Below are 23,359 nucleotides of genomic sequence, written 5' to 3' on the forward strand. Positions count from 1 at the left end.
CCCACTTTTGCTGATATTACAACTAGTTCTACTCTCATAATATCTTCAAATGAAACTCACACTAACATTATCATCCAAAGTGGAGGTGTCATTACCATCCAATCAGGAGTTACAGTGAATGTATCTTATTTAACTGTTGAGATTGGTGGTAAGATTATCATTGAAGATGGTGCCTTTTTAGATTGGCCGTCAACAGGTAATGCTAATATTCGTGACTCTGTGGTCGTTCGGGGAGATGTAAACATGCAGGGCAATATCTACCTTGAGAACAATGGAGTTATATATGTTACTTCCACTGGAACATTTGATGCTGGTAATTCTGGCGGTTCTCTGAGTAATTCAGGGGGCAAGATCAAAATTGATAATGGTGGTGAAATGAATATAGAAAATTACCAGAACTATGGAGGAGCTAATATTGAGGTTGACGGAATCTTAAATGTCAATGGGGACATGACGAACGCTGGTACTATAGAGGGTAATGGGGTCATGTACGTCAGTGGTACCACGACGAATCAATCTGGAGGAACAATATTTGGAGATGGCTCATCTAGTCCGGATTGTACGTCAGGATGTGGAGATGTTTCACTGCCTGTTAGCCTTCTGGGGTTTAGTGTTCAGGTTACTCAGGAGCAAGCTGCTATACTCACCTGGGAAACTGCAAGCGAGCAGGACAATGATTATTTCACAATAGAAAAGTCCTACGACGGACGCTCTTACCTGAAGGCAGATCAGGTTTCGGGTAATGGGACGACACCATTTGCAAGCAGGTATGATTGGCGAGACGAAAGTTCATTGAGAGGTCTGACTTATTACCGGTTGAGTCAGACGGATTTTGATGGCACCACTAAGGTCATTGCACTAAAAGCGATTTCACCAAAAAAGGATGAATCACCCTTTTCGTTTTATCCAAATCCTGTGTCAATTGGAGAAAGTATTTTTATTAGCGGTTTTGTCCCTGACCAAATCAGCCTGTATAATCAGGGTGGCCAGTTGGTAGGTACTTTCAGACCCCTGGATACACGTGTAGCAATACCAGCCCTTACACCTGGTGTCTATATTATCAAGTTTGATTCAAAGGAAAAGGCAATTACCAAAAAGTTGATTGTTCGTTAATTCCTTTACAAAGTGGGTAGTTCAGGGTAGTCTTTCCAGTACTTCACTTTTTCATCCCAAACAGCATCCAGACCGATAGCAACACATTTTGATGCCAGTCCCCCCGTATACACATTTGATTCAGGTTGTCGTTTTTCAAAAATACAGTTTCTGAATTCTATCAATGCTTCTTTTGAGGGGTTTTCACCATTTGCGTCTATGGGAGCACCCTCACCTTGTTCCCATGCCTGTATTGTGGCTCCTGACACACCATCTACCAGACCCAGTTCGCCCGGTTCTTTTCCCTCCAGGTAGATTTTAGCATGTACATAATCCAGGATTATGGTGGCTTTGCTTCCCAATACCTTAATCTGGTAATCCTGATAACCATTTGTTGTTGTGCATGAAAATGAGGCATCTATGCCGTTATCATACTCCATCAACAGGTGTACATTGTCGTAAGTCTCTCGTCCGTCTTTCCAGTGATCTATGCCTCCAAATCCGGAGATTTTAGATGGTAAAGCTTCTGTTGTCCAGTTGATAAAGTCAATTTGATGAGACATCAGCTCCGCGATCAATCCTCCGGAGTACTCTTTATACATCCGCCAGTTGATCAGCCTTTCCCATTTAGGGTCAGGAACCGATCTACGCCAGTTTCCATTACGATTCCACTGACAGTGAAAAGCAGTGACTTCACCGATGTACCCTGAACGGATGATTTTCCTGACTTTTCTGTAAAGCTCCGAGCTATGATACTGATGACCTGTCTGGAAGATTAGGTCTGAGTTGGCTTTGGCCTTGTTAATGGTTTTTTGGATTTCACTTATTCCGTCAACCATGGTTTTTTCGCAGTATACATGTTTGCCGGCATCCAGAGCGTCCATGGCCATTGATCCGTGCAGGGCGAAAGGTGTGGAAATAATTACAGCATCTATTTCCCGATTGTTCAGCAGCTCTTTGTAATCTTTATAGCCCTTCGCCGCTTCGGTTGCCAGGGCAAGCCCTTCATTTAAGCGAAAGGGGATTACATCACAGCAACCGGCCACCTCTATTCCTTCTACCTCCTGTATCAACCTCATCAGGCCTTGCCCCCGGCTGCCAGTACCAATTACACCAATCCTGATCGGGTCTTTCTTGCTAAATCCGGCAGTCTTATGAAGTCCTAATGTTAATCCTCCCGCGGCAAGGCCGGAACTGATTAGAAAAGTTCTTCTCTTCATCACTAAAAATTATACTTTTGGTTCCCAGCCAGGCTCGTATGTGCGACTCCATTTTGCCATGGCTGCATCATTGTCCAGTATTTTTCCCGTTTTGGAATCAATTTTTAACGCCTCTCCCATATCCTGGGAGATATTACCCAGGTGACAGAGTAATGTGCTTATAGCAGCCTCTTCTATGGGGGAGTTGAGCGGTGTATTTTCACGTATGCCTTTTACAAAATTGTCCATATGATTGATGTCAAGCGCACCCATACCCACAGTGTCCAGTGTATTGCTTGCGGCTCCTTCCTTTAGCTCCTTGATCACTTCGCCTGCTTTGTTGTAAACGATCGCTCCGTTTCTGGTTAAAATAGCATAACCCTCAGTACCATAGATGGCAGCTCCGCGTCCATGTCCGTAAATTTCCGCCGGATTACAGCTTTTGCCTTCCCAGGAGATTAATTTGTCATCACTATACTCGTAGTTAGCAATCTGAGTATCATAAAACTGCCAGTCATCGTCATAGTGATATCGGCCACCGGATGAACTAACCCTAGTCGGGTAATCTACCTGGAGCGCCCACCGGCAAATGTCGATCTCATGAGTACCGTTGTTATGAATCTCGCCGGTACCCCATTTGCGGTGCCAGTGCCAGTTATAATGGACCCAGATATCCTCAAAATCCTGCCGGGGTGCAGGCCCCTGCCAGAGCTCCCAGTTGAGCCATTCTGGTACAGGTACTTTTTGTGCACGGCCAATTGGTCCACGCGCATTGCTGTACCAGGCTTTGCCATAATAGGCATTTCCGATAATGCCTTCATGAATGTCTTTGATGGTTTGCATGGAGGTAGCAGCGCTGCGTTGCTGGTTGCCCATCTGTACGGTTCGTTTGTACTTTTTCTGTGCAGCTACAATGAGTTCACACTCACGAGGATTATGAGCACATGGTTTTTCCACATACACGTCTTTACCGTTTTCCATAGCCATGATAGCCATAGGTGCATGCCAATGCTCAGGAGTGGCTATGGCCACCGCATCCAGATCTCTTTTTTCGACAAGCTTTCTGAAATCCTCTATCTCTTTGGTTTTCCCTTCAATACCCCTCTCGGTCAGCATCTGTTTATATAATGCAAATTGACGGTTATCCACATCACAGATGTATCGGAGTGCAGCGTTTTCAGTTTTTGCTATAGCTGAACCCAAAGCTTTGCCCCGGCCATGGATGCCTGCCACTCCTATATTTACGCGTTCATTGGCGCCAATGATTCTGCTGTAGCTTGATGCAGACATAGCCATAGATAGCCCGACAGTCCCTAATGCGCTTTTCTTAATAAAATCTCTTCTGCTTTTTACCATCATAGTTCCCGGATTTTGATGCTTCTAAAACTAACTTCATTGCCATGGTCCTGCAGGAGGATACTTCCTTCAGACCATCGGCCAAAATTTTCCCACTTTTGGTACTTGCTGTAATGCACCAACGCTTCAAACATTTGTGAAAAACGATCGTATTCTACAGTCTTTTCGTTGTTGAGCCAATGCTCCACTTTCCCATCTTTTGATACGATTCGGGCTTTGTTCCACTGACCTACTCCTTTAAATTGTTTTCCTCTACCCGGGGTGTTCAGGTTTTTGGCGGTAATGAGATCATACAATGACCCGATGGTTCGGTTACCCATCACACCCATTTTCGCGTCCGGATGGTTTTTGTCATCGAGTATTTGAAATTCACATCCAATTGCTGAGCCTGCACCTTTGTTTAGCGTCGGGTCTACAAAATACTTGATACCACTGTTGGCTCCTTCTGTAATTTTAAATTCCAGTTCCAGTTCAAAGTCACTGTAGTTTTTAGTGGTGACGATATCACCGGGACCAGTGGACTCGCCACCGTCAGTAGCTTCTACAGTCAGGACTCCATCCGCTATGGTCCAGCCTTTTTCGGGAAATTTATCCAGCTTGGCTCCACGCCATCCATTGGAGGTTTTCCCATCCCAGAGCAAGCGCCATCCATGATTGATCTCCCAGAGGGTAAGTTCATTTTTCAGGTAGCTGATTTGGGAAACTTGTGGGTCAGGACCCCACAGATATGGTACAATATCTTCCGTAAGTATCCGAATGTTTTTCCATTTCACCTCATAACCTTCTTCCTCTTTGCTGCCAATGCTATGTACTTGCAGACCAATAAAGCCTTCTGAGGTGAGGTCGTCTACCAGGTAGCTGCACATTTGACCATTGATGTAGGTTCTGATCACTGAACCAAAGCATTCGATCCGTATCGTATTCCAGGTTGCTAGCTTAAAGGCGTCTTGTGCTTTTGTATTTCTACTAAGCGGATAAAGCCAGCCTCTGCGCTGCTCATCGTAGATCCCTCCGGAAAATTTTCTGGAAGAAGGGTCAATCTCACATTGATAACCGTTGACTACACCGCCTTCTTTCAGGTTGCTGCGAAACTGAATGCCGGAGTTTAAATGGTTTGGCAGCATAATCTCCAGCTCCAGGATGAAATCAGAATATTTTTCCTTTGTACACAGAAAAGTATTTGGAGAGTTGAGAACTGCTGTGCCTGTAATTACTTCACCTTCAATCTCATAGGTAGCTTTTCCTCCTTGTTTTTCCCAGTTTTCAAGGTCTTTCCCATTGAAGAGTGGTTCCCAGCTTTGTGCTGACAGAGCTAATGTGGTACTCGTGAATAGTAAGGTTAAAAATGATCTCATTGGTTTAATTTTTATTGGAGGTTTAAGTTAATGGAAATTGTGTCACAATTACATAGAATAAACACCAAAGTCGTCGCGCCATCAAATAAAATAGATTCATTCGGTACTCTTGTCAAGTTTGCAACTATGATCATTCAATATAACTTAACAAAGCCGCTATTCATAAAAAACATCCTGAAGTCTTATTTCCAATCCTTTTAAGAGGTTTGACCTGACGGTGTCTTCCCGTACAAATTTGCCTTTGGGGACATATGTTCCGGAATCATTCAGTTCAAAAACCTCCATAACGCTTTCACCCGGGTACACCACCCAGTATTCCTTCACCCGTGCTCTTCATAAAGTTCAAATTTATCCTTCAGGTTTTTCTGCTATACTACTCGATGGGAAATACCCGCTCATGATGAATGGCAAATGATATTTCTTCTGCAGAACTTAACTTTTTAGAATAGTCATAAGCCCACAGACAGGTCTTGCCTGCTTTTAGCCGTACTTTGTGGAATGGGCCACTAAATATTACCCGGTCAATTGTTCCTTCAAGATCTCCTTGCCCTATGCTGATATCCTCAGCCCATATTCCAAAAGAGGCATTGTTTGACGGGGCAAAACCTGGAGCCAGTTCCAATAGTTTTTCCCGACTGATCATACTGTAAAAGCCAATAAGGTCAGCTACATGAGCATAGGCTGGCTGCTGGTAAATGGCTTGTGGGGTTCCCTCACGGGCTACCTGTCCGTTTCTCAAAACCACCAGCCTGTCAGCAATCTCGAGGGCATCCCTGCTATCATGGGTGATCATGATCACTGCAGTATTGGTTTCCCTGGCCAGGCTTTCAATCTCTTGTAAAAGTGTGGATTTTGATACCAGGTCCAGGTTGCTGAATGGTTCATCGAAAAGCAATACTTCGGGGTCTGTAGCAAGTGCCATAGCGATGGCTACACGTTGTTTTTCTCCACCTGAAATCTCATGAACGTACTGATTTCTCAGGCTTGTAATTCTGCACAGCTCGAGCAGCTCGTCGATTCGTTCTTTTCGATAGCCCGGGACATATTCCAGCAATGCATTGTTAAGGTTTTCGCCCACAGTCATCCGGTGGTGAAGTTTGAAATCCTGGTGAACCAATCGAATTTCCTCATGTCCCGGTACGAGTTTATCTTCAGGTCCTTCGAGCTTTCTGCCGTGGAATCGTATTTCTCCTTCGTCGGGCTGGATCAGGCCGGCGATCATTTTGATCAGGGTGGTTTTACCGGAACCGGACTGCCCGATTACGGCCAGTACCTCACCTTCATTTAGTTCCAGAGAGATGTTATTTACAGCAGGATGATCCTGATCGTATGATTTACTGATCGAGTGCGTGGTGAGTAATGCCAAATGAGCTAGATTTTCTTCTGCGAACAAAAGTAGTGGTAAAGAAAGGAAAACAGCCAATGGTTGGAATGGCCCGGCTTATAGTGTAATGTTTTTCACCAAATAATTTACTCTTCTAGTGGTGAAGGTACAGTAGGAGCATATCTTGCTGAGTTATTGTACTGACGGCTTGTGTTGTTGTATTCAAAAGCTTCCACCAAAATGGATTGAGGCATTATTAAGGAGACAGGAATGCCGCCCTGGGTTCCGCTACCCCACATTTTAGTACAGGCCATATTTTCATCTGACATTGCCACCAGCCTGAACAACGAGTTGTTGCTGGCTAAATTCAGATAATCCATTCTCACTGGGGTTTCTTTACCTGTATTTACGTCCACTTTAAAAGCTCGAAAAAGTGTTGAAAGGTCAGCTTCAATTTCCAGGGGACGTATAATCAATGCATATTCCAGCCCCTTTTGCCTGGCTTTTTCTATCAGTTTCTGTTTCAGTTCTTTAGATGGTACAGGGTTTTTGGCTGAAATTGTCAGGACTCCCGGAGACACGGATTTGTATGTGCCTCCGAAGTTCAGGTTAATTCGGTTATGCCCGTTAGATCTTTTGGCCAGTGGTGCAGGAGTCCTGCCGTTCAGCTGTGCAACCATCCGACCATCCCGGATCAATACCAGGCTGTCAGGAGGTATGACACCTTCTGCGTCAATTGAGAAGCTTCCATATAGTGGTTTTTTATGATACTTTTTGATGTGTGGTGTGGCAGTTATGGTAAGTTCATTGCTGGCGATCTTTTGAGGTGGGCGACTGATTTCTTTTTCCAGGTTGTTAATGTACACATTCACGAGTTCCTTATCGTTGTTTGATAAATCGGATCGTTTGGCTATGATCGTTTGGCTCCCGGAGTACAGATTGCTCAGTAAGAACTCCCCGACCAGACCTCCTTCTATTAGTACAGGTCCGTAGTAGATCTCTTCAAATTTTTCCTGTTCTATAGTTTGTCGGATGAATCCTTTTACCTTTTTTAGGTCTTTCAATATCATCTCATAATCTAATGTATCCTGAAACAGGTAAGTGATGTTCTGATTGAAGAGGGACTGTTCGTTGTCTAGAAGCTGAATAGATGCCACGAGGTAACCCATTTTTTGTGGGATGACTACCTCCGTTCCTTCAGAATTTACAAAATAGTAATTGGCACCCGTTTGCTGATACCAAATATGGGATCGCATAAACCTTTTATCCATAAGTTTTTCACTCAGATCAGCCACTGCCAGCTCCGTTTTATGCTGATCGGGCAGTGTGATTTCTTGTCTCATATTTCGCTTTACCACTTCAGCTTTTGAAAAGTCCTTTAAGGGTAAACTATCAATACCCAGCTTTGCGTATAGCTCTGACTTACTTTTATGAAGCTTAGAAGCTGCTTTATAGATGTTGTTGGTAGAGATCCAGAAGGACCGTCTGATGCCCTGGTAGTTATCGTCCAATGGCATTCCCTCGTAGCCTGATTCCTGTTCGAATGAAGTCTTGGGGTCATTATAATTTTCATCATTTACCGCATAGCTTCCTACCATTACACGGGTGTCCCAGCTACGTGAGCTATCCAGAGAAGACCTGAGAACGCCTCCCATCAAAGCGCTGATAGCAAGGGTCTTTACCTGTGATACCCCATAGCCAATAAAAAAGGGATCGTCATAGCCTTCAAGAGAAAGTTCTTTCATGTTTCTTTTTAGCTCGTCATTCATTGCTTTCAGCACGGCATCCTGAGCCGACAGCTGTAGTATGAATATAAAAAATAGAGAACCTGTCAGGTAGTATCGTTTCATTCTTTTGAGGCGCTAGGTTGTGGTAAGATTGGTTTTTTCAGGCTTGATTCGGGCTTTTTCTGAGTTTCTATTTTTCGCACAAACAGAGGAGGTGCAATGGCTGTTACTGGTACATATCCTGATTCCGCACCGCAATACCCATAAAAGATCTCATGCGTTTCGCCGGTTGCTTTGATCTCTGAAAACATAGTAAGGGGTGTGCCTATCAGGTCGATACCACGGACCAGCTCATTCGGACGTCCATCTACAAATACCTTGTAAACTTCTGTAGGCGTGATGCTAAATGCGTTGGGCTGATATCGGTCAGTCATGGTGTACCCACCTGCTACACGCTTGATGAAATACCCAAAAGGCTTTCCTTGTTTCTTACATTCTTTGATCAGTAATTTTCTTAGTTTCTCATCAGAGTAAGTTTTTTCAGAAGTCACGATCATGTTGGATTGTCTGGTTACAGGATCCATCGCTCCTTGTGCCCTTGAATGGCCGTTGGATTGCTGTCCTTCCGAAAGCGGTCGTCTGGATCTTAAGAAATCCCGGAGTACTCCATTTTCTACTAACTCTACACGCCGTGCTGCCACACCCTCATCATCATATTTATAACTTCCTGTGAGGAGCATACCGTTAAACTCAGTTGCTGCAGGATCGAAAGTGACGTTTAGAAATTTTGGGAGCACTTTTTTTCCAAGTTTTTCTTTGAATGTTTGTGAATCTTCTTCCTTTTTAAGTCGATCGGCTTCTACACGATGACCAAAAATTTCATGGAAGAAAACTCCTGCAGCGCTACCTGAAAAGATGGCTGGTCCCGAGTAGGGCTCTGCATTTTTAGCGGATTTCATTTTTTCCAGCGTATTGATCATTTCCCTGATCTCTTCTTTTACCAGATCACCGCCGGGCAGTTCTTCAGGAGTAAGTGCAAAGAAGCTTCGGTGAAGTGGAATTACATTGCCATCTTTTGATCTGGTTGAAGCATTTATCTGTATCTCAGCGCGTTGCTCATTTTGCCTAATGACGCTTCCCTCGCTACTTATGAAATACTTTGGTCCATAGGTAAACCGCATCATGATATCTCCATCAATAAAATCATCTCCTTCTAAGAAGAGTGCTGACCAGCTTTTCAGTTTTTCAATCCAGACATTTACTTCTGGCGTAACTTTCCCTGAGTCCGGTAAGGTTTCTATGTAGTTGACCACCGGTTCTCTTGTGAAATCGGCACTGGTTTTTTCTTTTTCATCTTCAGATTGTTGGGCTAATGAATAAGCAGCAGATGCCATTTTATAATTCAGATCCGTAGCCAGCCATGCAGATTGTCTGATAGATCCAGGGTCGTTATTCAGCGGCAATGGTATCGCGTTGTTTCCCCCGTAATTAAAATTATTTTTTGAATTGTGGGTATTGTCATAATCATAACTACCAACTCTTACAGAAGGGTTTAGTAATCTTACGCGTTCTTTACTTGTACGCATCAAACTTCCAAAAGAAGCTTCCAGGTAATACGCTGTCAGGTCCGTGACACGATAGCTAATGAAATATACAGGAGTAGGTTCCTTAGTGAGTATTTCGAATTCACGTTCCTGCTCCTCTTTTAGAATTTTGATGAGCTCATCTTCCTGTCCTAAGCAGATCGTTTGAATACAACAGAATAATAAGAGGGAGAATAAATTTTTACTGAACATCAAATTGCAATTTGTGGCTCGAATATAACAAATTCATTTTTTTGGGAACCCTCTGATAGCGGGAGATTAAAAGGCTACTGGATGAAGCGTCCGGGGTTTCGTTGAATAGAGAAAAAATTTTGACGGTCTCCTGATCAACTATCGCATCGGGATTTGTAAAAAGATACCTGATTGTATAAAAAAACCCAGCCTTTTGGAGGCTGGGTTGGCACCTTCATTAAAGGATGAAGCATGCTTTATCTGTCACGCTGGTTAAAAGTCTACTCAAGAAGTCATTTCAGGAAACAACGTTCCGGTCTTGGGCAGGGCCTGCCTTTTCAAATGCTTCAGGTAGAGCTGAGCACAGGCATGTGCATCACTGAGGGCATCGTGGTGATCCAGGGGGATTCGGTATTTTTTGCTGAGGTAAGCCAGACCGCGTTTGTATATTTTACGAGTGCATCGCTCTTCGAAGACTGGTTGTATCTGGTCGTAGTATGCAAGGGTGCTACGCAGGCAGTTTACATCAAACCCGGAATTGTGGGCTACCACCACCTGGTCTTCAATGTAGGGTTTCATTTCCCACCATACTTTATCAAAATCCGGGGCATCTTTCGTATCCTCAGGGCGGATGCCATGGACTTCCACGTTTTTATGGTAATAGCGGTTTTGAGGAGGACGAACCAGGCGATCGATTTCCTTTACAATCTCACCATTTTCAACCCGGATCAACCCAACCTGACAAATGCTGACAGGATCCCACTGGGCTGTTTCAAAGTCTATGGCCGTAAAGTCCTCGATCATGGGTAAATCTATTCATTTTTCACTTTTATCCGGATCTCCAGTGTCTGAAAAAGGTGAAGGCTAATCAAAATCAGTCCGTAACATGCCAGTGGTCATTTTTAAGTTTAGAACAGGGAGATAACTTCAAGTCCAACAAAATGCCTCGGAGTTCCCTAAATGAAAACCAGTAGAAGAGATTTTATCAAAATATCAGGAGCTGGAATTGGTACAGCAACATTAGGTAGCTCTGTTTTTAGTTGGGCTAATGGCAAGCTGCTGAACAATGCCATTCCAGAACCCAGGGCATTTGACCGGACTCCTACTTATTGTGAAGTGTGCTTTTGGAAGTGTGCGGGGTGGGTCACTAAAAATAAAGATGGTGAGATATGGAAAGTAGAAGGGCACGATGATGATCCACATTGCAATGACCGTTTATGCCCCCGTGGTACCGGAGGGGTGGGAATGTATTATGATGAAGATCGCTTAAAACATCCCCTTATCCGGGTAGAACAAAATGGTAAACAGGTATTTAAGCAAGCCACCTGGGCAGAGGCTTTCAAAGTGATTGGTGACAAGATGAAAGCCATTGCAAAAAAGCATGGACCAGAGTGTGTTGCCTTATTCACACACGGTTCAGGGGGTAAATTTCTGGGGCACTTGTTAAAAGCTTTTGGTTCACCGCATATTGCGGCACCAAGCTTTGCTCAGTGCAGAGGTCCTCGCGAGGTAGCTTTTTATACGACTTTTGGCGAGGGGGTCTATTCACCTGAGCGTACAGATATTCGCGATACCAGATGTCTGGTGCTGATCGGCAGTCATATTGGTGAAAATATGCACAATGGCCAGGTCCAGGAAATGTCGGAGGCCATCGACAAAGGAGCCAGCATCATTACAGTGGATCCAAGGTTTTCAACTGCTGCAAGCAAATCCAAATTTTGGTTACCGATAAAACCCGCAACTGATATAGCGTTGCTTCTGGCATGGATGCATGTGATCATCAACGAGGAGTGGTACGATAAAGAATATGTTGAGAAGTATACCTTCGGATTTGATCACTTAAAAGCCCATGTTCAGCCATTCACTCCAGAGTGGGCTTATGGGATCACAACTATTGAGCCTAAAATAATCCGTGAGACTGCCCGCGAAATGGCCAATGCTTCACCGGCTGTGATCGTTCACCCGGGAAGGCATGTGACATGGTATGGAGATGATACCCAGCGCCTCAGAGCAGTAGCTATCCTCAATGCTTTGCTGGGTTCCTGGGGTAGAAGAGGAGGATTTTATAACCCAGAGAAGGTAACTATTCCTGACTTTCCCCATCCACCTTATCCCAAGCCAAAGCGTACCTGGAAAGATGCTTTCCCCGGTCAGTACAATCTTGCTACAGAAATACTCTCCAATGGGCTATGCGATGCTACCATACCTTCGGCCGCCCGGGATTGCAACATCAGGGGCTGGATCGTCAATGGCACCAATCTCATTCATACGTTACCCGATCAGGCCAATACACTCAAAGCCATCGAGTCACTGGAAATGCTGGTAGTTATTGATACTATGCCTATGGAGATCACCGGATATGCAGATGTGGTGCTGCCAGAATGTACCTACCTCGAGCGTTATGATGCCATTCGGGATTCCTTACATCGGGAGCCTGTCATCTCTCTACGAATGCCAGCCGCTAAGCCTAAGTACAACTCGAAACCTGACTGGTGGATTGCGCAACAATTAGGCTATGAACTTGGTTTGGATGCGTATTTTAGGTTTAAGGATGTCGAGGAGGTGCTGGACTGGCAGCTGAAGCAGGTAGGTAGCTCGCTGGAAGAAATGAAGCGTATAGGGGTTAAAAAATTCAAACGGGAGTATGACAATCTCTACCTGATTGATGGACAAGATTATACTTTCAATACCAATACAGGTAAAATCGAGCTTTACTCGACTGATATGGCCAATGAAGGATTTGATCCGCTTCCGGTTTATACAGAGCATCCGCAACCACAGCCTGGTTATTATCGACTGAATTATGGTCGGGCACCGGCTCATACTTTTAGCAGAACGTCGAATAACCCCAATTTGGTGGACATCATGCCAGAGAATGAACTCTGGGTTAATCCCAAAGTGGCTAAGCTCTGGGCTCTGAATAATGGCCAGTACGTGTGGCTTAAAAATCAGGACGGAATAGTCTCTACCTTCTCCATAAAAGTACGGATTACGGAAAGGATCAGATGGGACTCAGTGTTTATGGTTCATGGTTTTGGTCATACGGCAAAAAGGCTGAGCCGGGCTTTTGGAAAAGGCGCAAGTGATACTGAGCTAATGAGCAATGTGATGTTGGACCCTATCATGGGCGGTACGGGAATGCGGGGAAATTTTGTAACCCTCCTGACTGAAAAACCTGAAAACATAGACCAGTCATGAGATACGCAATGGCCATCGATACCAAAAAATGTGTAGGCTGTAGTGACTGTGTAGTAGCCTGCCAGTTGGAAAACAACGTGCCTGTAGGATATTGTCGGGATTGGATCGTAGAAACCACAAGTGGTACATACCCTGATCTGCAACTAGAGTTTCGTTCTGAAAGGTGTCATCACTGCGCCAATGCACCTTGCGTGAGGTGTTGTCCTACGGGAGCCAGTCATATCGAAGAAGGCGGAGTAGTACTGGTCGACCCGGATATGTGCATTGGCTGTGGGGCTTGTATAGCTTCCTGTCCGTATGATGCCCGTTACCCACATCCTGACGGATATGTAGATAAGTGTACGTTTTGTATTCACAAGGTAAGAAAGGGCGAGCAACCAGTTTGTGTGGAAGTTTGCCCGACCCATTGTCTTTACTTCGGAGATCTGGATGACCCTAATAGTGAAGTTTCGAAAGAGATCAAAACCAGAAAGTACAAACGACTCAAGACCGAGGCAGGTACTGATCCGCAGTTGTATTTCTTAATATGATGAAAAATGGAAGAAGAGATTATCGTAAGTGGCCGAATGAATTATAAAGTGGATCCAGCACTCCATATATGGGGTTGGGAAATTGCTTTTTACCTGTTTGTAGGGGGATTGGCGGCCGGGTTATTATTTTTTGCTTCATATTACTACCTGAGAGGGAAGGAAAAAGACTATCCGGCTACAGTAAAATGGGCACCAATGATCGCTCCGTTTATCCTGATCCTTGGGCTGGGGGCGCTGTTCCTGGACCTTCACCACAAACTGTACTTTTGGAGGCTTTATACAACGATCCGGCTTGAATCACCAATGTCATGGGGAGCCTGGACATTGCTGGTGATCACTCCACTTTCCATCATATGGAGCGCTACTTATATGCGGGAAGTTTTCCCAAAATGGAGCTGGAGGTTTCAGTGGTTGTATAGACTGGTGGCCTTTTTCATTAAATACCGCAGGTTGCTGGCCTGGGTCATGATCTTTTACTCCGTGATCCTTGGTATCTATACTGGTATTTTGCTTTCTGCATTCAATGCCAGGCCATTGTGGAACACATCTATTTTGGGACCATTGTTTCTGGCTTCCGGGTTATCGGCAGGAGCGGCGGTGATCATGGGGCTTAGTAAGAATAAGCCGGAACGTAAACTTTTTAGTAGGCTGGATCTCATCATCATTGGTGTGGAGCTTTTCTTTATCATCCACCTTTTTATGGGCTTAATGGCAAGTACAGAGGTACAGATAGAAGCTGCGAAATTGTTCCTGGGAGGACCCTATACGCTTCCTTTCTGGATTTTCGTGGTTTTCATTGGGATGATCGTACCGGCATTGCTGGAATTTCTGGAACTACGCGGGCAAAAAATACCTGTGATCCTTCCGGTTACTTTTATTCTGATTGGAAATATTATGTTGAGGTTCATCATTGTCTACGCCGGGCAGGCTAGCAGATATTTATATTGATCATGTCACATCATAATTATATCACCGGAAAAAGTAAGTACATGAATCCCTATCTGGCCGGAATCATTTTAGGGTTAGTACTACTGCTATCATTTTATCTTACCGGTCGAGGACTGGGAGCAAGTGGAGCTATGAAAAGTGTGGTAGTGACTACTGTTGAAACTGTAAGTCATGAAAAAGCTGTGGAATCGGATTTTTATGGCAAATATATCGAAGATGGAACCAGTCCGATGAACAGCTGGCTGGTGTTCCAGGTCTTGGGGGTGCTGGTTGGAGGGTTTCTTTCCGGGGCGTTCTCAGGTCGTTTGTCTTTGAAGACGGAGCATTCTCCTTCTATTACAAAGCGTAAACGAATCATTCTGGCAGTCATCGGTGGTGCTTTGTTTGGCTTCGGGTCACAGTTTGGTCGTGGATGTACCAGTGGAGCTGCACTTAGTGGTATGGCTACTTTGTCACTGGCGGGTTTTGTGACGATGATAGCCATTTTCGGGACGGCTTATTTATTTGCATATTTCTTCAGAAAAAACTGGATATAGCATGGGACCTGTAATACCACTATTTGAAATATCTCAAGAGCTTAATTTCCTTGTAGCTTTTATCATAGGTATTGGTTTTGGATTTGCCCTGGAGCAAGCGGGTTTTTCTTCCAGCAGGAAGCTGGCTGGTATGTTTTATGGCTATGACACCACCGTGTTAAAAGTATTCTTCACAGCAGCTATCGTGGCAATGACCGGTCTGGTATATCTCAATTATTTTGAACTGATAGATATGAGTATTGTCTATGTCAACGAATATTACGCCAACTCAGCAATTATCGGTGGTGTGATCATGGGTATTGGCTTTATCGTTGGTGGTTTTTGCCCGGGTACCAGTGTTTGTGCTGCGGCTATAGGCAAGATAGATGCCATGGCCTATCTGGGAGGATCTTTAATTGGCATATTTCTTTTCGGAGAAACCTATCCATTGTGGAAGGATATTTATATGAAAAATTATCTCGGAGGGGTAAAGCTCTCAGATATCATTGGACTTTCAGATGGCTTGTTCGCCCTATTAGTAATTGTCGCTGCTGTGGCAATGTTTTGGTTGGGAGAGTGGGCTGAAAGAAAGTTTAAGCGACCGGACATTTCAAAAGAATTGTAAATCATTAAAGAAAATGAAAGGTAGAATTATATTTTCAGTTGTAGTAGTGACTTTGGGACTTACTGGTGCAATGCTTCCAACAAAAAAGAACGATTCCATAGCCCTCAATGAAAAAGAGCTATTGAAAGAGATGCTGCTTTCAAAAAATTACGTGTCTGCTGATGAGTTGGCTGAGCTACTCATTTCAGGGGATCCTTCCATTCAGTTGATAGATGTTCGTCCGGCTGATGAGTTTAAAGATGCTCTGCCTCGAGCTATCAGCATCCCGTTCGACAGTCTTTTCAATGAAGATAATGCTTATGTCTTTGACCAATCTGTCTTCAAAAACATCATTTACGGAAAGGACGATAAAGTGGCTACACAGGTTTGGATGATTATGAAACAGCAAGGATATAAAAATAATTACCTCCTTAAAGGTGGTTTGAAAGGCTGGGAGGAGACCATCCTGGATCCAAAATACCCCCCTCAAACTGCCTCACAAGCGGAAATAGACCTGTACCAAAAACGAATGGCTTCCAGGCTATATTTCACTGGAGCAAAGGCTTTGCCGGCTGTTGAGTTTACACCGATCATCCCGGTACAGGGAAGGAAAGAGAAAAAAGTGGAAGGTGGTTGCAGTTAAAAAAAATTAAACACATGAAGTCAAGCATAATACCTCTCGGAATCGTGGTAATCTCACTGTTAGGATTCCTGCTGATAGCAACTTTTTATGCTGACAGGAGCCAATTTGTGTATACCGGGAAGGAAATGCATAAACTCATACAACAAGTAGATTATGAGATTGATACCAGTCAACTCCGGGCACTTAAAGAGCCAATTCTTATTGATATTCGAGATCGTGATACTTACGAGATGAATTCAGTGGGCCTGGCTATTAATATACCTTTATCCAATATTTTGAGTGGGGAATACAAATCAATTTTGAGCTCCGGGTCACCTAAAGTTCTCCTTGCCTATGAATCTATAGATGCGCATGAAACCTGGGTGCTTTTAACGCAGCTTGGTTATACGGATTTGTATATAATCGACTCAAAATCACTCGTAGGTAATTAGTCATCATCCCGTGATTGAGTTCCCGGCTGAATACTTCTCTTCGAAGAAGCAGGAATTACTTACACAAATGAGGCTATAAACTTATCTGTTATAGGTCACCCTGTAAATCGTACCACTAAGGTCATCAGAGATCAGCAGTGAACCATCTTCCATGAAAAGTACATCTACCGGGCGGCCCCAGGCTGTATTGGTCTCCTCATTGAGAAAACCTGTAATAAAGGGATCATAAGATACACCTTCTCCGTTTTCCAGTGTCACTGTAGTGATGCGGTGTCCTGTGTGACCTGCTTCCGGTGACCGGTTCCATGATCCGTGCTCAGCTATGAAAGCGAGATTTTTATATTGATCCGGGAACATATTGCCGGTATAAAATTTCACTCCAAGGGGAGCCACATGGGGACCAAGGTTTTGGGTCGGTGCTACGAAATCGCTACAGGGGTACTTATCTCCAAATTCCGGGTCTTTGATATAACCACCATGGCAGTAAGGGTAGCCAAAATGCTGGCCTTGCTCAGTTACATGGTTAAACTCGCATGGAGGGATGGTGTCACCCATCATGTCTCTGCCATTGTCTGTAAAGTACATATCACCGGATTCAGGATGCCAGGTAAATCCCACTGTGTTTCTTACACCGTGTACATAGATCTCTCTATCAGAGCCATCAGCATTCATTCTGGTAATGGAGGCATAGATTTCGTTTTTGCTCTCACAGATGTTACATGGCGCCCCGACCGGAACGTAGAGTTTACCATCCGGACCAAATGCGATGTATTTCCAACCGTGATGGCCGTCTTCAGGGTAGTCGTCATAGACTAAGGTCTTTTTAGGAGTGGACAGATTGTTTTCGATATCTTCAAATCGCCACAGCTTATTTATTTCCGCTACAAATAAGTCACCATCCTTAAAAGCTACTCCGTTTGGCATCCTGAGGCCACTGGCAAGTGTATAGATCAGGTCCGCTTGAAAATCACCATCAGTATCTTTTACAGCATACACTTTATCCCCACCTCGATTGCCAATAAAGAGCGTTCCTTCCGGGCTTATGGCCAAGGATCTTGCATTGTTGACACGAGCAAAAACATCAATGGAAAAGCCATCCGGAAGTTGGAGACGATCAAGCTCCAGACCTTCATAGCTGATACTGTCAATTTCTTCTGCATTAAGCTCTGTTACATCGGGATTCTCTTTTTCACGGACATTAGAGGTGCAGGCAATCACGGATAGAGATATAATTAAAAATTGAAAAGTAGACTTCATGACAGGTTTAGTTTGGGTGTAATCACATTCACAAGTTATAAGGATTTTTTCGGATCATTTGTTTTGATTTTCTCTCAGAAGACCTTTGATCTCTGCAATTTCTTTGTGAAGGTCATCCATACGCTTGATCAATGTTTCATTTTCAACGTGTACAAATTCTTTGATATGCTTCTCTTCTTCGGCAAGCCCCCGGTGATGCAGCTCATTCATTGTATTCACCACTATTGCTATAAAAATGTTTAGTGTAGTATAGGTGGCTATGAGGATAAAGATCACAAAATAGGCTGCGGCAAAAGGGGTTTGTTCCAGCATAGGTCTGGCTATTCCTGAGGACCAGCTCTCTAAAGTCATTACCTGGAAAAGAGTATACATAGTAGCACCGAGGGACCCGAAATACATAGGATAGTCTGGTCCGAAAATATTCGTTCCGATCACCGCAAAAATGTAAAAGATGATCACCAGCAGAACGAGAATCCAGCCGATGCTGGGCACGGCATGTAAAAGTGACTCGATAATGATCTTAAGTTTGGGTATGTTTTTGAGAAGTCTGAGTGTTCTTATGATCCTGAGAGCTCTGAATACAGTAAATGAACCTGCAGCCGGAATGATGGAAATTATAATTACAAAAGCGTCAAATACATTCCAGGCGCTTTTGAAAAAGCGGAAACCAAAAGCGTAAAGCTTGAGCACGATCTCCACCACAAAAATTCCCAGGATAACCAGATCAACCTGGTCCGTTATATAGCCAAAGTTTCTCATGTAAGCAGGGGAGGTCTCCAGGCCAATGAGAACCGAGTTTATAATAATGAGGGTAACGATAAACTGCTGGAATCGGTCACTATCGAGGATCTGTGCGAGTTTTTTTCTAAACATGGTCTTTGAAATTACTAAAATTGAAAACGACCGGGGGTGCCATTGGTTTTATGGTATTGCAAAAGAGGTGAAAATAAATGGTTTCCGGGAACCGTATTATTACGGAATTCCACAGAATCCTTGTCACATCAAAAATCGCTCGAAGGATTACCAGACACGAAAAAACCAACCCTCGCATAAGGCAGGAAGGGTTGGCTCAAAAGAAGGGCTAGATTGGTAATCTAAAGTTAAGACTTTGCGATCATGGTAAATGCACCCCAGTAGATCGGGTCTTTATAGGTTTTCTTAATGGTCTTCTGTGCATTGTTAAAAGCGGTACGCTTATCCTGTCCGCTTACCCAGTTGTTATAAAATTCTACCATCAACTGTTGGGTTACCTCATCAGAAACCTGGAATAAGCTCATGATGATAGCATCAGCTCCCGCTACCAGGAATGACCGCTGTAAACCGAACACTCCCTCACCTTGCTGGATCTCACCACGGCCTGTTTCACAGGCGCTCAGCACGATGAGCTCAGTATTTTCAAAATTGAGGTTCATGGCCTCATGTGCTGTAAGGACCCCGTCTTCTATGTTGTAATTAGAAGTGGCTTTGAGCAGTACGTCGCCTCCATTTTTAGCCAGAAGTCCCGATCTGTCAAGTGGATTATCGTCTTTTTCAAACAGAAATGAAGAGGACTTTGGTAATGGCTCATCATCAAAAAATCCATGTGTAGCAATATGGATCAACGTATAATCTTTGGCATTCTTGATCTCATTTTCCGTAGCATTGGTGCCAAGGTAGTATTCTATTTTCCATCCTTTATCCTTCAAAAGAGAGCTAATGGTTTTCACCTCTTCCTCGGTACCGGGAAGCTGTGGCACATATTTGGAATTACCCGCTCTGTTCAAGCTCTCTTGCGCTTCTTCTTTTGTTTCCTGGTTGGCGTAGTAAGTAGGGTTTCCGAAAAGTAACGCAGAGAAGGACCGGCCTTCTTTTTCCTCTTCCTTACGTGCTTTTCTTGCTTCTTTAGACCGCTGGGCAGCTATGGTTTTTGTGTTCCCCACGATCCTTACATTTTGCTTGTCAATGACATACTCACCATCTGGCATAAGGAGTGCCTCTACATTGATCTGGTTGTATATACCATCCGGAGACAGGTAAACGATCTCCTTATCGCCAATTACATCGTATATCTGCTTCCAGTAAACCCGGTAGGAGTCTGTATCTGTGATTTTGTACTTGGTGGCATTTCTATGATAGCTGAAGTGTGCATTCTCCATTTCTTTACCTTCGTCGAAGTACACTACGATCGGGTTTTTCCTGGTTTCAGATGTGACTATGAGGGCCGCATACCTGATTTTGTTCTGGTTAAACTGCTCATCAAATTCTCTATAGCGGATCATTTCTACTGCAGCTTCATTATCCTCAAGGGATTTTCGCACGTCACTCCAGCTGTAAAACTTATATTCAAATGAATCTGAAAAGTCCTCTGATTTTTCACTCAGTTCTTTTTCTAAAAGAGCAATCTCCTCTCGAAGCTCTTGAATGTCGATACCATTTTCGGCAAGCTCTTCCTCACTCTGGGCCAGTGTACTGGTGAGGTATTCCTTTTTAGAAATCCATTTTTTGAATAGCTCAATAAGGACCGTATCCCCACTATTCAATATTGAGTTTCTGGTTTTGATAGAAGAGTTGAGCAAAAGGCCCTTGGTAGCCAGAGCAAAATCAAACATGTTTTCGAGGTACTTAGGCTTGTCATCTTTGTAGGCTATAGCTACGGTATTGTAAAACTCAAAATCCGGTTTGATCTTGTTCCAGAACTTGGCTTTTTCATCTTCACTCAGTGTAGGGAAGTAATCCTTGGTGTAAGTCAGGTAAGATGCGGTAGTTTCGCTAAGTACTGATTCTACCTTATTTAATTCTTTACTGATAAAGTAAGACCGGGCAAGGCGACTCTGAGTATTAAGGTAATCGGGGTGCTCATCACTGAAAATTCTTTTGAAATACCGTGAGGCCTTCTCATATTCTTTTCGCGCTTCCCTGAAGTTTTCGCGGTAGCTGTGAATGTCTCCCTTTAGTCTGGCCACTTCACCTGAACTTCGGTTTTTGTTAGCCAGGGCATCTCGCCAGATGTCATCTGCTTTATTGAGGTTTTCCAGCGCTTCGTCAAAGTTTTCTTTTTGGATATTGACGAAAGCCAGATTCTTTAGAGCTTCGGCATAGAGTGGGTGCCTGTCATTAAAGTTTTCTTTGGTAATATCACGGGCGAGGGTGTAATATTTTTCTACAATATTCAGATCACTACCTATGTTGTAGTGGATATGCCCCAGATCTGTGTAGGTATCTGCAAAGAGAATGTGATTATCCCGTAATGTTTTTTCGCGGATCTTTAATACATCTGCTGCATTTACCAGGGCAGCTTCATAGTTACCCAGCTCCAGGTAAAGCTTTACCAGCTGACTGAGATGCTCTGCGAAGACAAGGGTGGTATCTCCGTAGATCCGGTCAGTGATGTTTAAAGCTTTACGGATGTTTTCTTCAGCTTTTGGGTAGTTGCCGCTTATCAGGTAAAGCTCACCCAGCGCACTGTAAGGCTTAGTCAGCAGGCGACCTTCAGGTCCGTAGATCTTACTTCTTATCTTGATCACATCTTGCAGCAGCTCTTCCGTCTCAGAGTACTCCCCGATCCTGGTATATAAAAAAGCCAGATCAACAATGCTCTTTAGCCTTAATTCTTTATTTGTAGATGCTATCTTTCCAAAAATGGACTCTGATCTTTTTAGTAACCTTTCGGCTTTGCTGTAAAGTCCTATGGTTCCGTAGAGGTAAGCTGCACTATTCAGTGCTTCCACATATTTTTCAGATTTGCGTTCACCTCCGCGCCTGATGAGTTTCATGGCCTCATCTACGTTTAGCTCTGCTTCTTTGTAGTATCCCGCCTGAATTTGCAACCGCGCCAGATCTACCATTTTTTCACCTAACTCATCCTGGGTGGTGTTTGGGTTACGTTTCAGAGACTCGATGACTTCCCTGGTAAGCTGAATCGGGTATTCAAAATCTCCTGTAAGGGTGAAATACTCCATCAGGTCATCGACTATGCGCTGATAGTCAGGATGTATTGATGCCATTTCTTCCAGGACCATTTTGTAAGGCTTATCACTTAGCAAGCTAAAGGCCTTTGCCGGGGTCTCAGAATACTTAAGGTAATAACCGGCAAAATTGACTTTATAAGTTTTGTAGGGGAGCGTATTTTTACCAACACGTAATTCCAGGCCGGTTCCAAGCTTTTTATACAGATCTTCTAATGCAATAAAACTTTCGGACCGGCCACCGTTGGTGATGTACTTTATTGCATCACTCTGGTTTTGGGACCTCAAAGGGTGATCTTTAGGAATGATAGTGAAAGGTTTATTGTCGAGTGCTACAAACTTGGGTAGAACATTTTTATCGATCTGGTTGGCAATGGAAAGCACCAGTATTTCGGAATATTCTTCCTTGTACTTCCTGTAAGCTTTGGACACCTTGGATTTTGACAGGGCTTTATCAGCATCATAGGCGATTGCCAGCGCTCCCTCATAGTCCCCTTCTCCTGCCAGGATCCTTATAGCGGCATCTGCGGCTTTTTCGTAAAGCCTGCCCGGAGGGTTTAAGCGTAATAACCGTCCGCTCATCTTGCCAGCAGTCTTCAGGTCGCCCCATTCCAGTGCATTATTGACCTCCATGATTTTAAAATCCACATACCCAGGCGTATCTGCATCCATCATGCGATTGATCTGCTTATTTCGCTTATTAATCACCTCGGCAGCTTTGGCATATTCTCCTTTGGATCGAAGTATTTCAACTTCCGCTGTGTAAAGGCTCGCCAGCATCTGTTCTTTATACTCTTCATCCTGCCGGGTGACTTCTTCGCCAAAATAGCTTGCTTCAATCTGTGGTGTCCAGGCTTGGATCAGTGTGTCTATTACAGCCATATTTTCATTGAAAAACCCGCGTTTGATCTGTGTAAAGGCTTTCCTCATCTGTATTTCCCGTACCAGGAGATCACTTTTTACAGTTGCCAGGTCAACTTCACCTACAATAGTCAGGATGCTGTCGGCTTTTTTGTGGTTGCCATATTCATTGTAAATGTCTACGGTCCGAAGCAACCCCATGATATAGCTGTATGGATGTTCCTTGTAATTAGCCAGCTCACTGAGCCCGGTCTCAATATTTTTTTCCATTTTATCATACTCGGCCATTGCCTGGTTGGCTTTAGCTTCCATGATATATGCCAGGGCATAAAATGATGAATCATTGTCAAACTTCTTCTTGATGTGCTTTTTGCGAAGTTTTTTGAGTTTTTTCTCCACTTTATGGTACTTGCCTTTAGCGTACATTTTTTCAGGTTTCTTGAAAACCTGCTCCCAGGTCTGGGCAGTGGAGACGTTGATACTGATCAGGCTGACAAGGAAGATCAAAAAAAAGGGGTAGAAGCGTTTTGGACTAAGCATAGCGGCAATTGGTTAATTGTTTAACAATTAATAGATAAAATTAACCAATAACTTGAAAGA

Annotated in this window: 18 protein-coding genes; 8 read left to right on the forward strand and 10 right to left on the reverse strand. The window is 43.8% G+C overall.

Features of this window, described 5'->3' with window-relative positions; genetic code table 11:
• Positions 1-114 precede the first annotated feature (114 nt).
• Positions 115-1,113 (forward strand): T9SS type A sorting domain-containing protein, encoded by a 999-nt coding sequence (locus AC3E9V_RS07785; protein WP_488752627.1) that lies wholly within the window; start codon positions 115-117, stop codon positions 1,111-1,113.
• A gap of 5 nt (positions 1,114-1,118) precedes the next feature.
• On the opposite strand, the gene AC3E9V_RS07790 is transcribed toward AC3E9V_RS07785, so the two are convergent.
• The 7 genes from AC3E9V_RS07790 to AC3E9V_RS07820 all read right to left on the reverse strand — a co-directional run bounded on the left by AC3E9V_RS07790 (position 1,119) and on the right by AC3E9V_RS07820 (position 10,632).
• A complete protein-coding gene (locus AC3E9V_RS07790) occupies positions 1,119-2,312 on the reverse strand; it encodes a Gfo/Idh/MocA family protein (RefSeq protein ID WP_488752628.1) in 1,194 nt (397 codons plus the stop codon).
• A gap of 9 nt (positions 2,313-2,321) precedes the next feature.
• Positions 2,322-3,650 (reverse strand): Gfo/Idh/MocA family protein, encoded by a 1,329-nt coding sequence (locus AC3E9V_RS07795; RefSeq protein WP_488752629.1) that lies wholly within the window; start codon positions 3,648-3,650, stop codon positions 2,322-2,324.
• A complete protein-coding gene (locus AC3E9V_RS07800; protein ID WP_488752630.1) occupies positions 3,647-5,002 on the reverse strand; it encodes a 3-keto-disaccharide hydrolase in 1,356 nt (451 codons plus the stop codon). The genes AC3E9V_RS07795 and AC3E9V_RS07800 overlap by 4 nt, the downstream gene beginning before the upstream one ends.
• Positions 5,003-5,375: 373 nt before the next feature.
• The gene (locus AC3E9V_RS07805; RefSeq protein WP_488752631.1) at positions 5,376-6,368 is read right to left on the reverse strand and encodes an ABC transporter ATP-binding protein; all 993 of its coding nucleotides are present in this window, start codon (positions 6,366-6,368) and stop codon (positions 5,376-5,378) included.
• A gap of 104 nt (positions 6,369-6,472) precedes the next feature.
• Positions 6,473-8,176, reverse strand: a complete 1,704-nt coding sequence (locus AC3E9V_RS07810) for a hypothetical protein (protein ID WP_488752632.1) — start codon at positions 8,174-8,176, stop codon at positions 6,473-6,475.
• Positions 8,173-9,849 (reverse strand): TldD/PmbA family protein, encoded by a 1,677-nt coding sequence (locus AC3E9V_RS07815; protein ID WP_488752633.1) that lies wholly within the window; start codon positions 9,847-9,849, stop codon positions 8,173-8,175. The genes AC3E9V_RS07810 and AC3E9V_RS07815 overlap by 4 nt, the downstream gene beginning before the upstream one ends.
• Before the next feature lie 264 nt (positions 9,850-10,113).
• Complete coding sequence (locus tag AC3E9V_RS07820) at positions 10,114-10,632, reverse strand: 3'-5' exonuclease (RefSeq protein WP_488752634.1); 519 nt, start codon at positions 10,630-10,632, stop codon at positions 10,114-10,116.
• 156 nt (positions 10,633-10,788) lie between these two features.
• On the opposite strand from AC3E9V_RS07820, the gene AC3E9V_RS07825 reads away from it, so the two are divergent.
• Genes AC3E9V_RS07825 through AC3E9V_RS07855 form a run of 7 tightly spaced genes read left to right on the forward strand, consistent with a single transcriptional unit; the run spans position 10,789 to position 16,697 of the window.
• The gene (locus tag AC3E9V_RS07825) at positions 10,789-13,026 is read left to right on the forward strand and encodes a molybdopterin-containing oxidoreductase family protein (protein ID WP_488752635.1); all 2,238 of its coding nucleotides are present in this window, start codon (positions 10,789-10,791) and stop codon (positions 13,024-13,026) included.
• Complete coding sequence (locus AC3E9V_RS07830; protein ID WP_488752636.1) at positions 13,023-13,556, forward strand: 4Fe-4S dicluster domain-containing protein; 534 nt, start codon at positions 13,023-13,025, stop codon at positions 13,554-13,556. Before AC3E9V_RS07825 ends, AC3E9V_RS07830 begins: the two co-directional genes overlap by 4 nt.
• A 6-nt stretch (positions 13,557-13,562) precedes the next feature.
• Entirely contained in the window at positions 13,563-14,504 is a 942-nt protein-coding gene (nrfD, locus tag AC3E9V_RS07835) for an NrfD/PsrC family molybdoenzyme membrane anchor subunit (protein ID WP_488752637.1), read from the forward strand.
• Positions 14,505-14,506: 2 nt separating this feature from the next.
• On the forward strand, positions 14,507-15,040 hold the full coding sequence (locus tag AC3E9V_RS07840; RefSeq protein ID WP_488752638.1) for a YeeE/YedE thiosulfate transporter family protein: 534 nt from the start codon (positions 14,507-14,509) through the stop codon (positions 15,038-15,040).
• Between the two features lies 1 nt (position 15,041).
• Positions 15,042-15,644 (forward strand): YeeE/YedE thiosulfate transporter family protein, encoded by a 603-nt coding sequence (locus AC3E9V_RS07845; protein WP_488752639.1) that lies wholly within the window; start codon positions 15,042-15,044, stop codon positions 15,642-15,644.
• A 13-nt stretch (positions 15,645-15,657) separates the two neighbouring features.
• Positions 15,658-16,266 (forward strand): rhodanese-like domain-containing protein, encoded by a 609-nt coding sequence (locus tag AC3E9V_RS07850; protein WP_488752640.1) that lies wholly within the window; start codon positions 15,658-15,660, stop codon positions 16,264-16,266.
• A 14-nt stretch (positions 16,267-16,280) separates the two neighbouring features.
• Complete coding sequence (locus tag AC3E9V_RS07855) at positions 16,281-16,697, forward strand: rhodanese-like domain-containing protein (protein ID WP_488752641.1); 417 nt, start codon at positions 16,281-16,283, stop codon at positions 16,695-16,697.
• 81 nt (positions 16,698-16,778) lie between these two features.
• On the opposite strand, the gene AC3E9V_RS07860 is transcribed toward AC3E9V_RS07855, so the two are convergent.
• The 3 genes from AC3E9V_RS07860 to AC3E9V_RS07870 form a co-directional block, all read right to left on the reverse strand.
• Positions 16,779-17,954 (reverse strand): PQQ-dependent sugar dehydrogenase, encoded by a 1,176-nt coding sequence (locus AC3E9V_RS07860; RefSeq protein ID WP_488752642.1) that lies wholly within the window; start codon positions 17,952-17,954, stop codon positions 16,779-16,781.
• Positions 17,955-18,008: 54 nt separating this feature from the next.
• Positions 18,009-18,827 carry an ion transporter gene (locus tag AC3E9V_RS07865; RefSeq protein WP_488752643.1) on the reverse strand — a complete coding sequence of 273 codons (819 nt, stop codon included), beginning with the start codon at positions 18,825-18,827 and terminating at the stop codon, positions 18,009-18,011.
• A gap of 227 nt (positions 18,828-19,054) precedes the next feature.
• Positions 19,055-23,299 (reverse strand): CHAT domain-containing protein, encoded by a 4,245-nt coding sequence (locus tag AC3E9V_RS07870; protein ID WP_488752644.1) that lies wholly within the window; start codon positions 23,297-23,299, stop codon positions 19,055-19,057.
• Between the last annotated feature and the right edge of the window lie 60 nt (positions 23,300-23,359).

It is taken from the genome of Marinoscillum sp. HNIBRBA16962 (assembly GCF_057801515.1).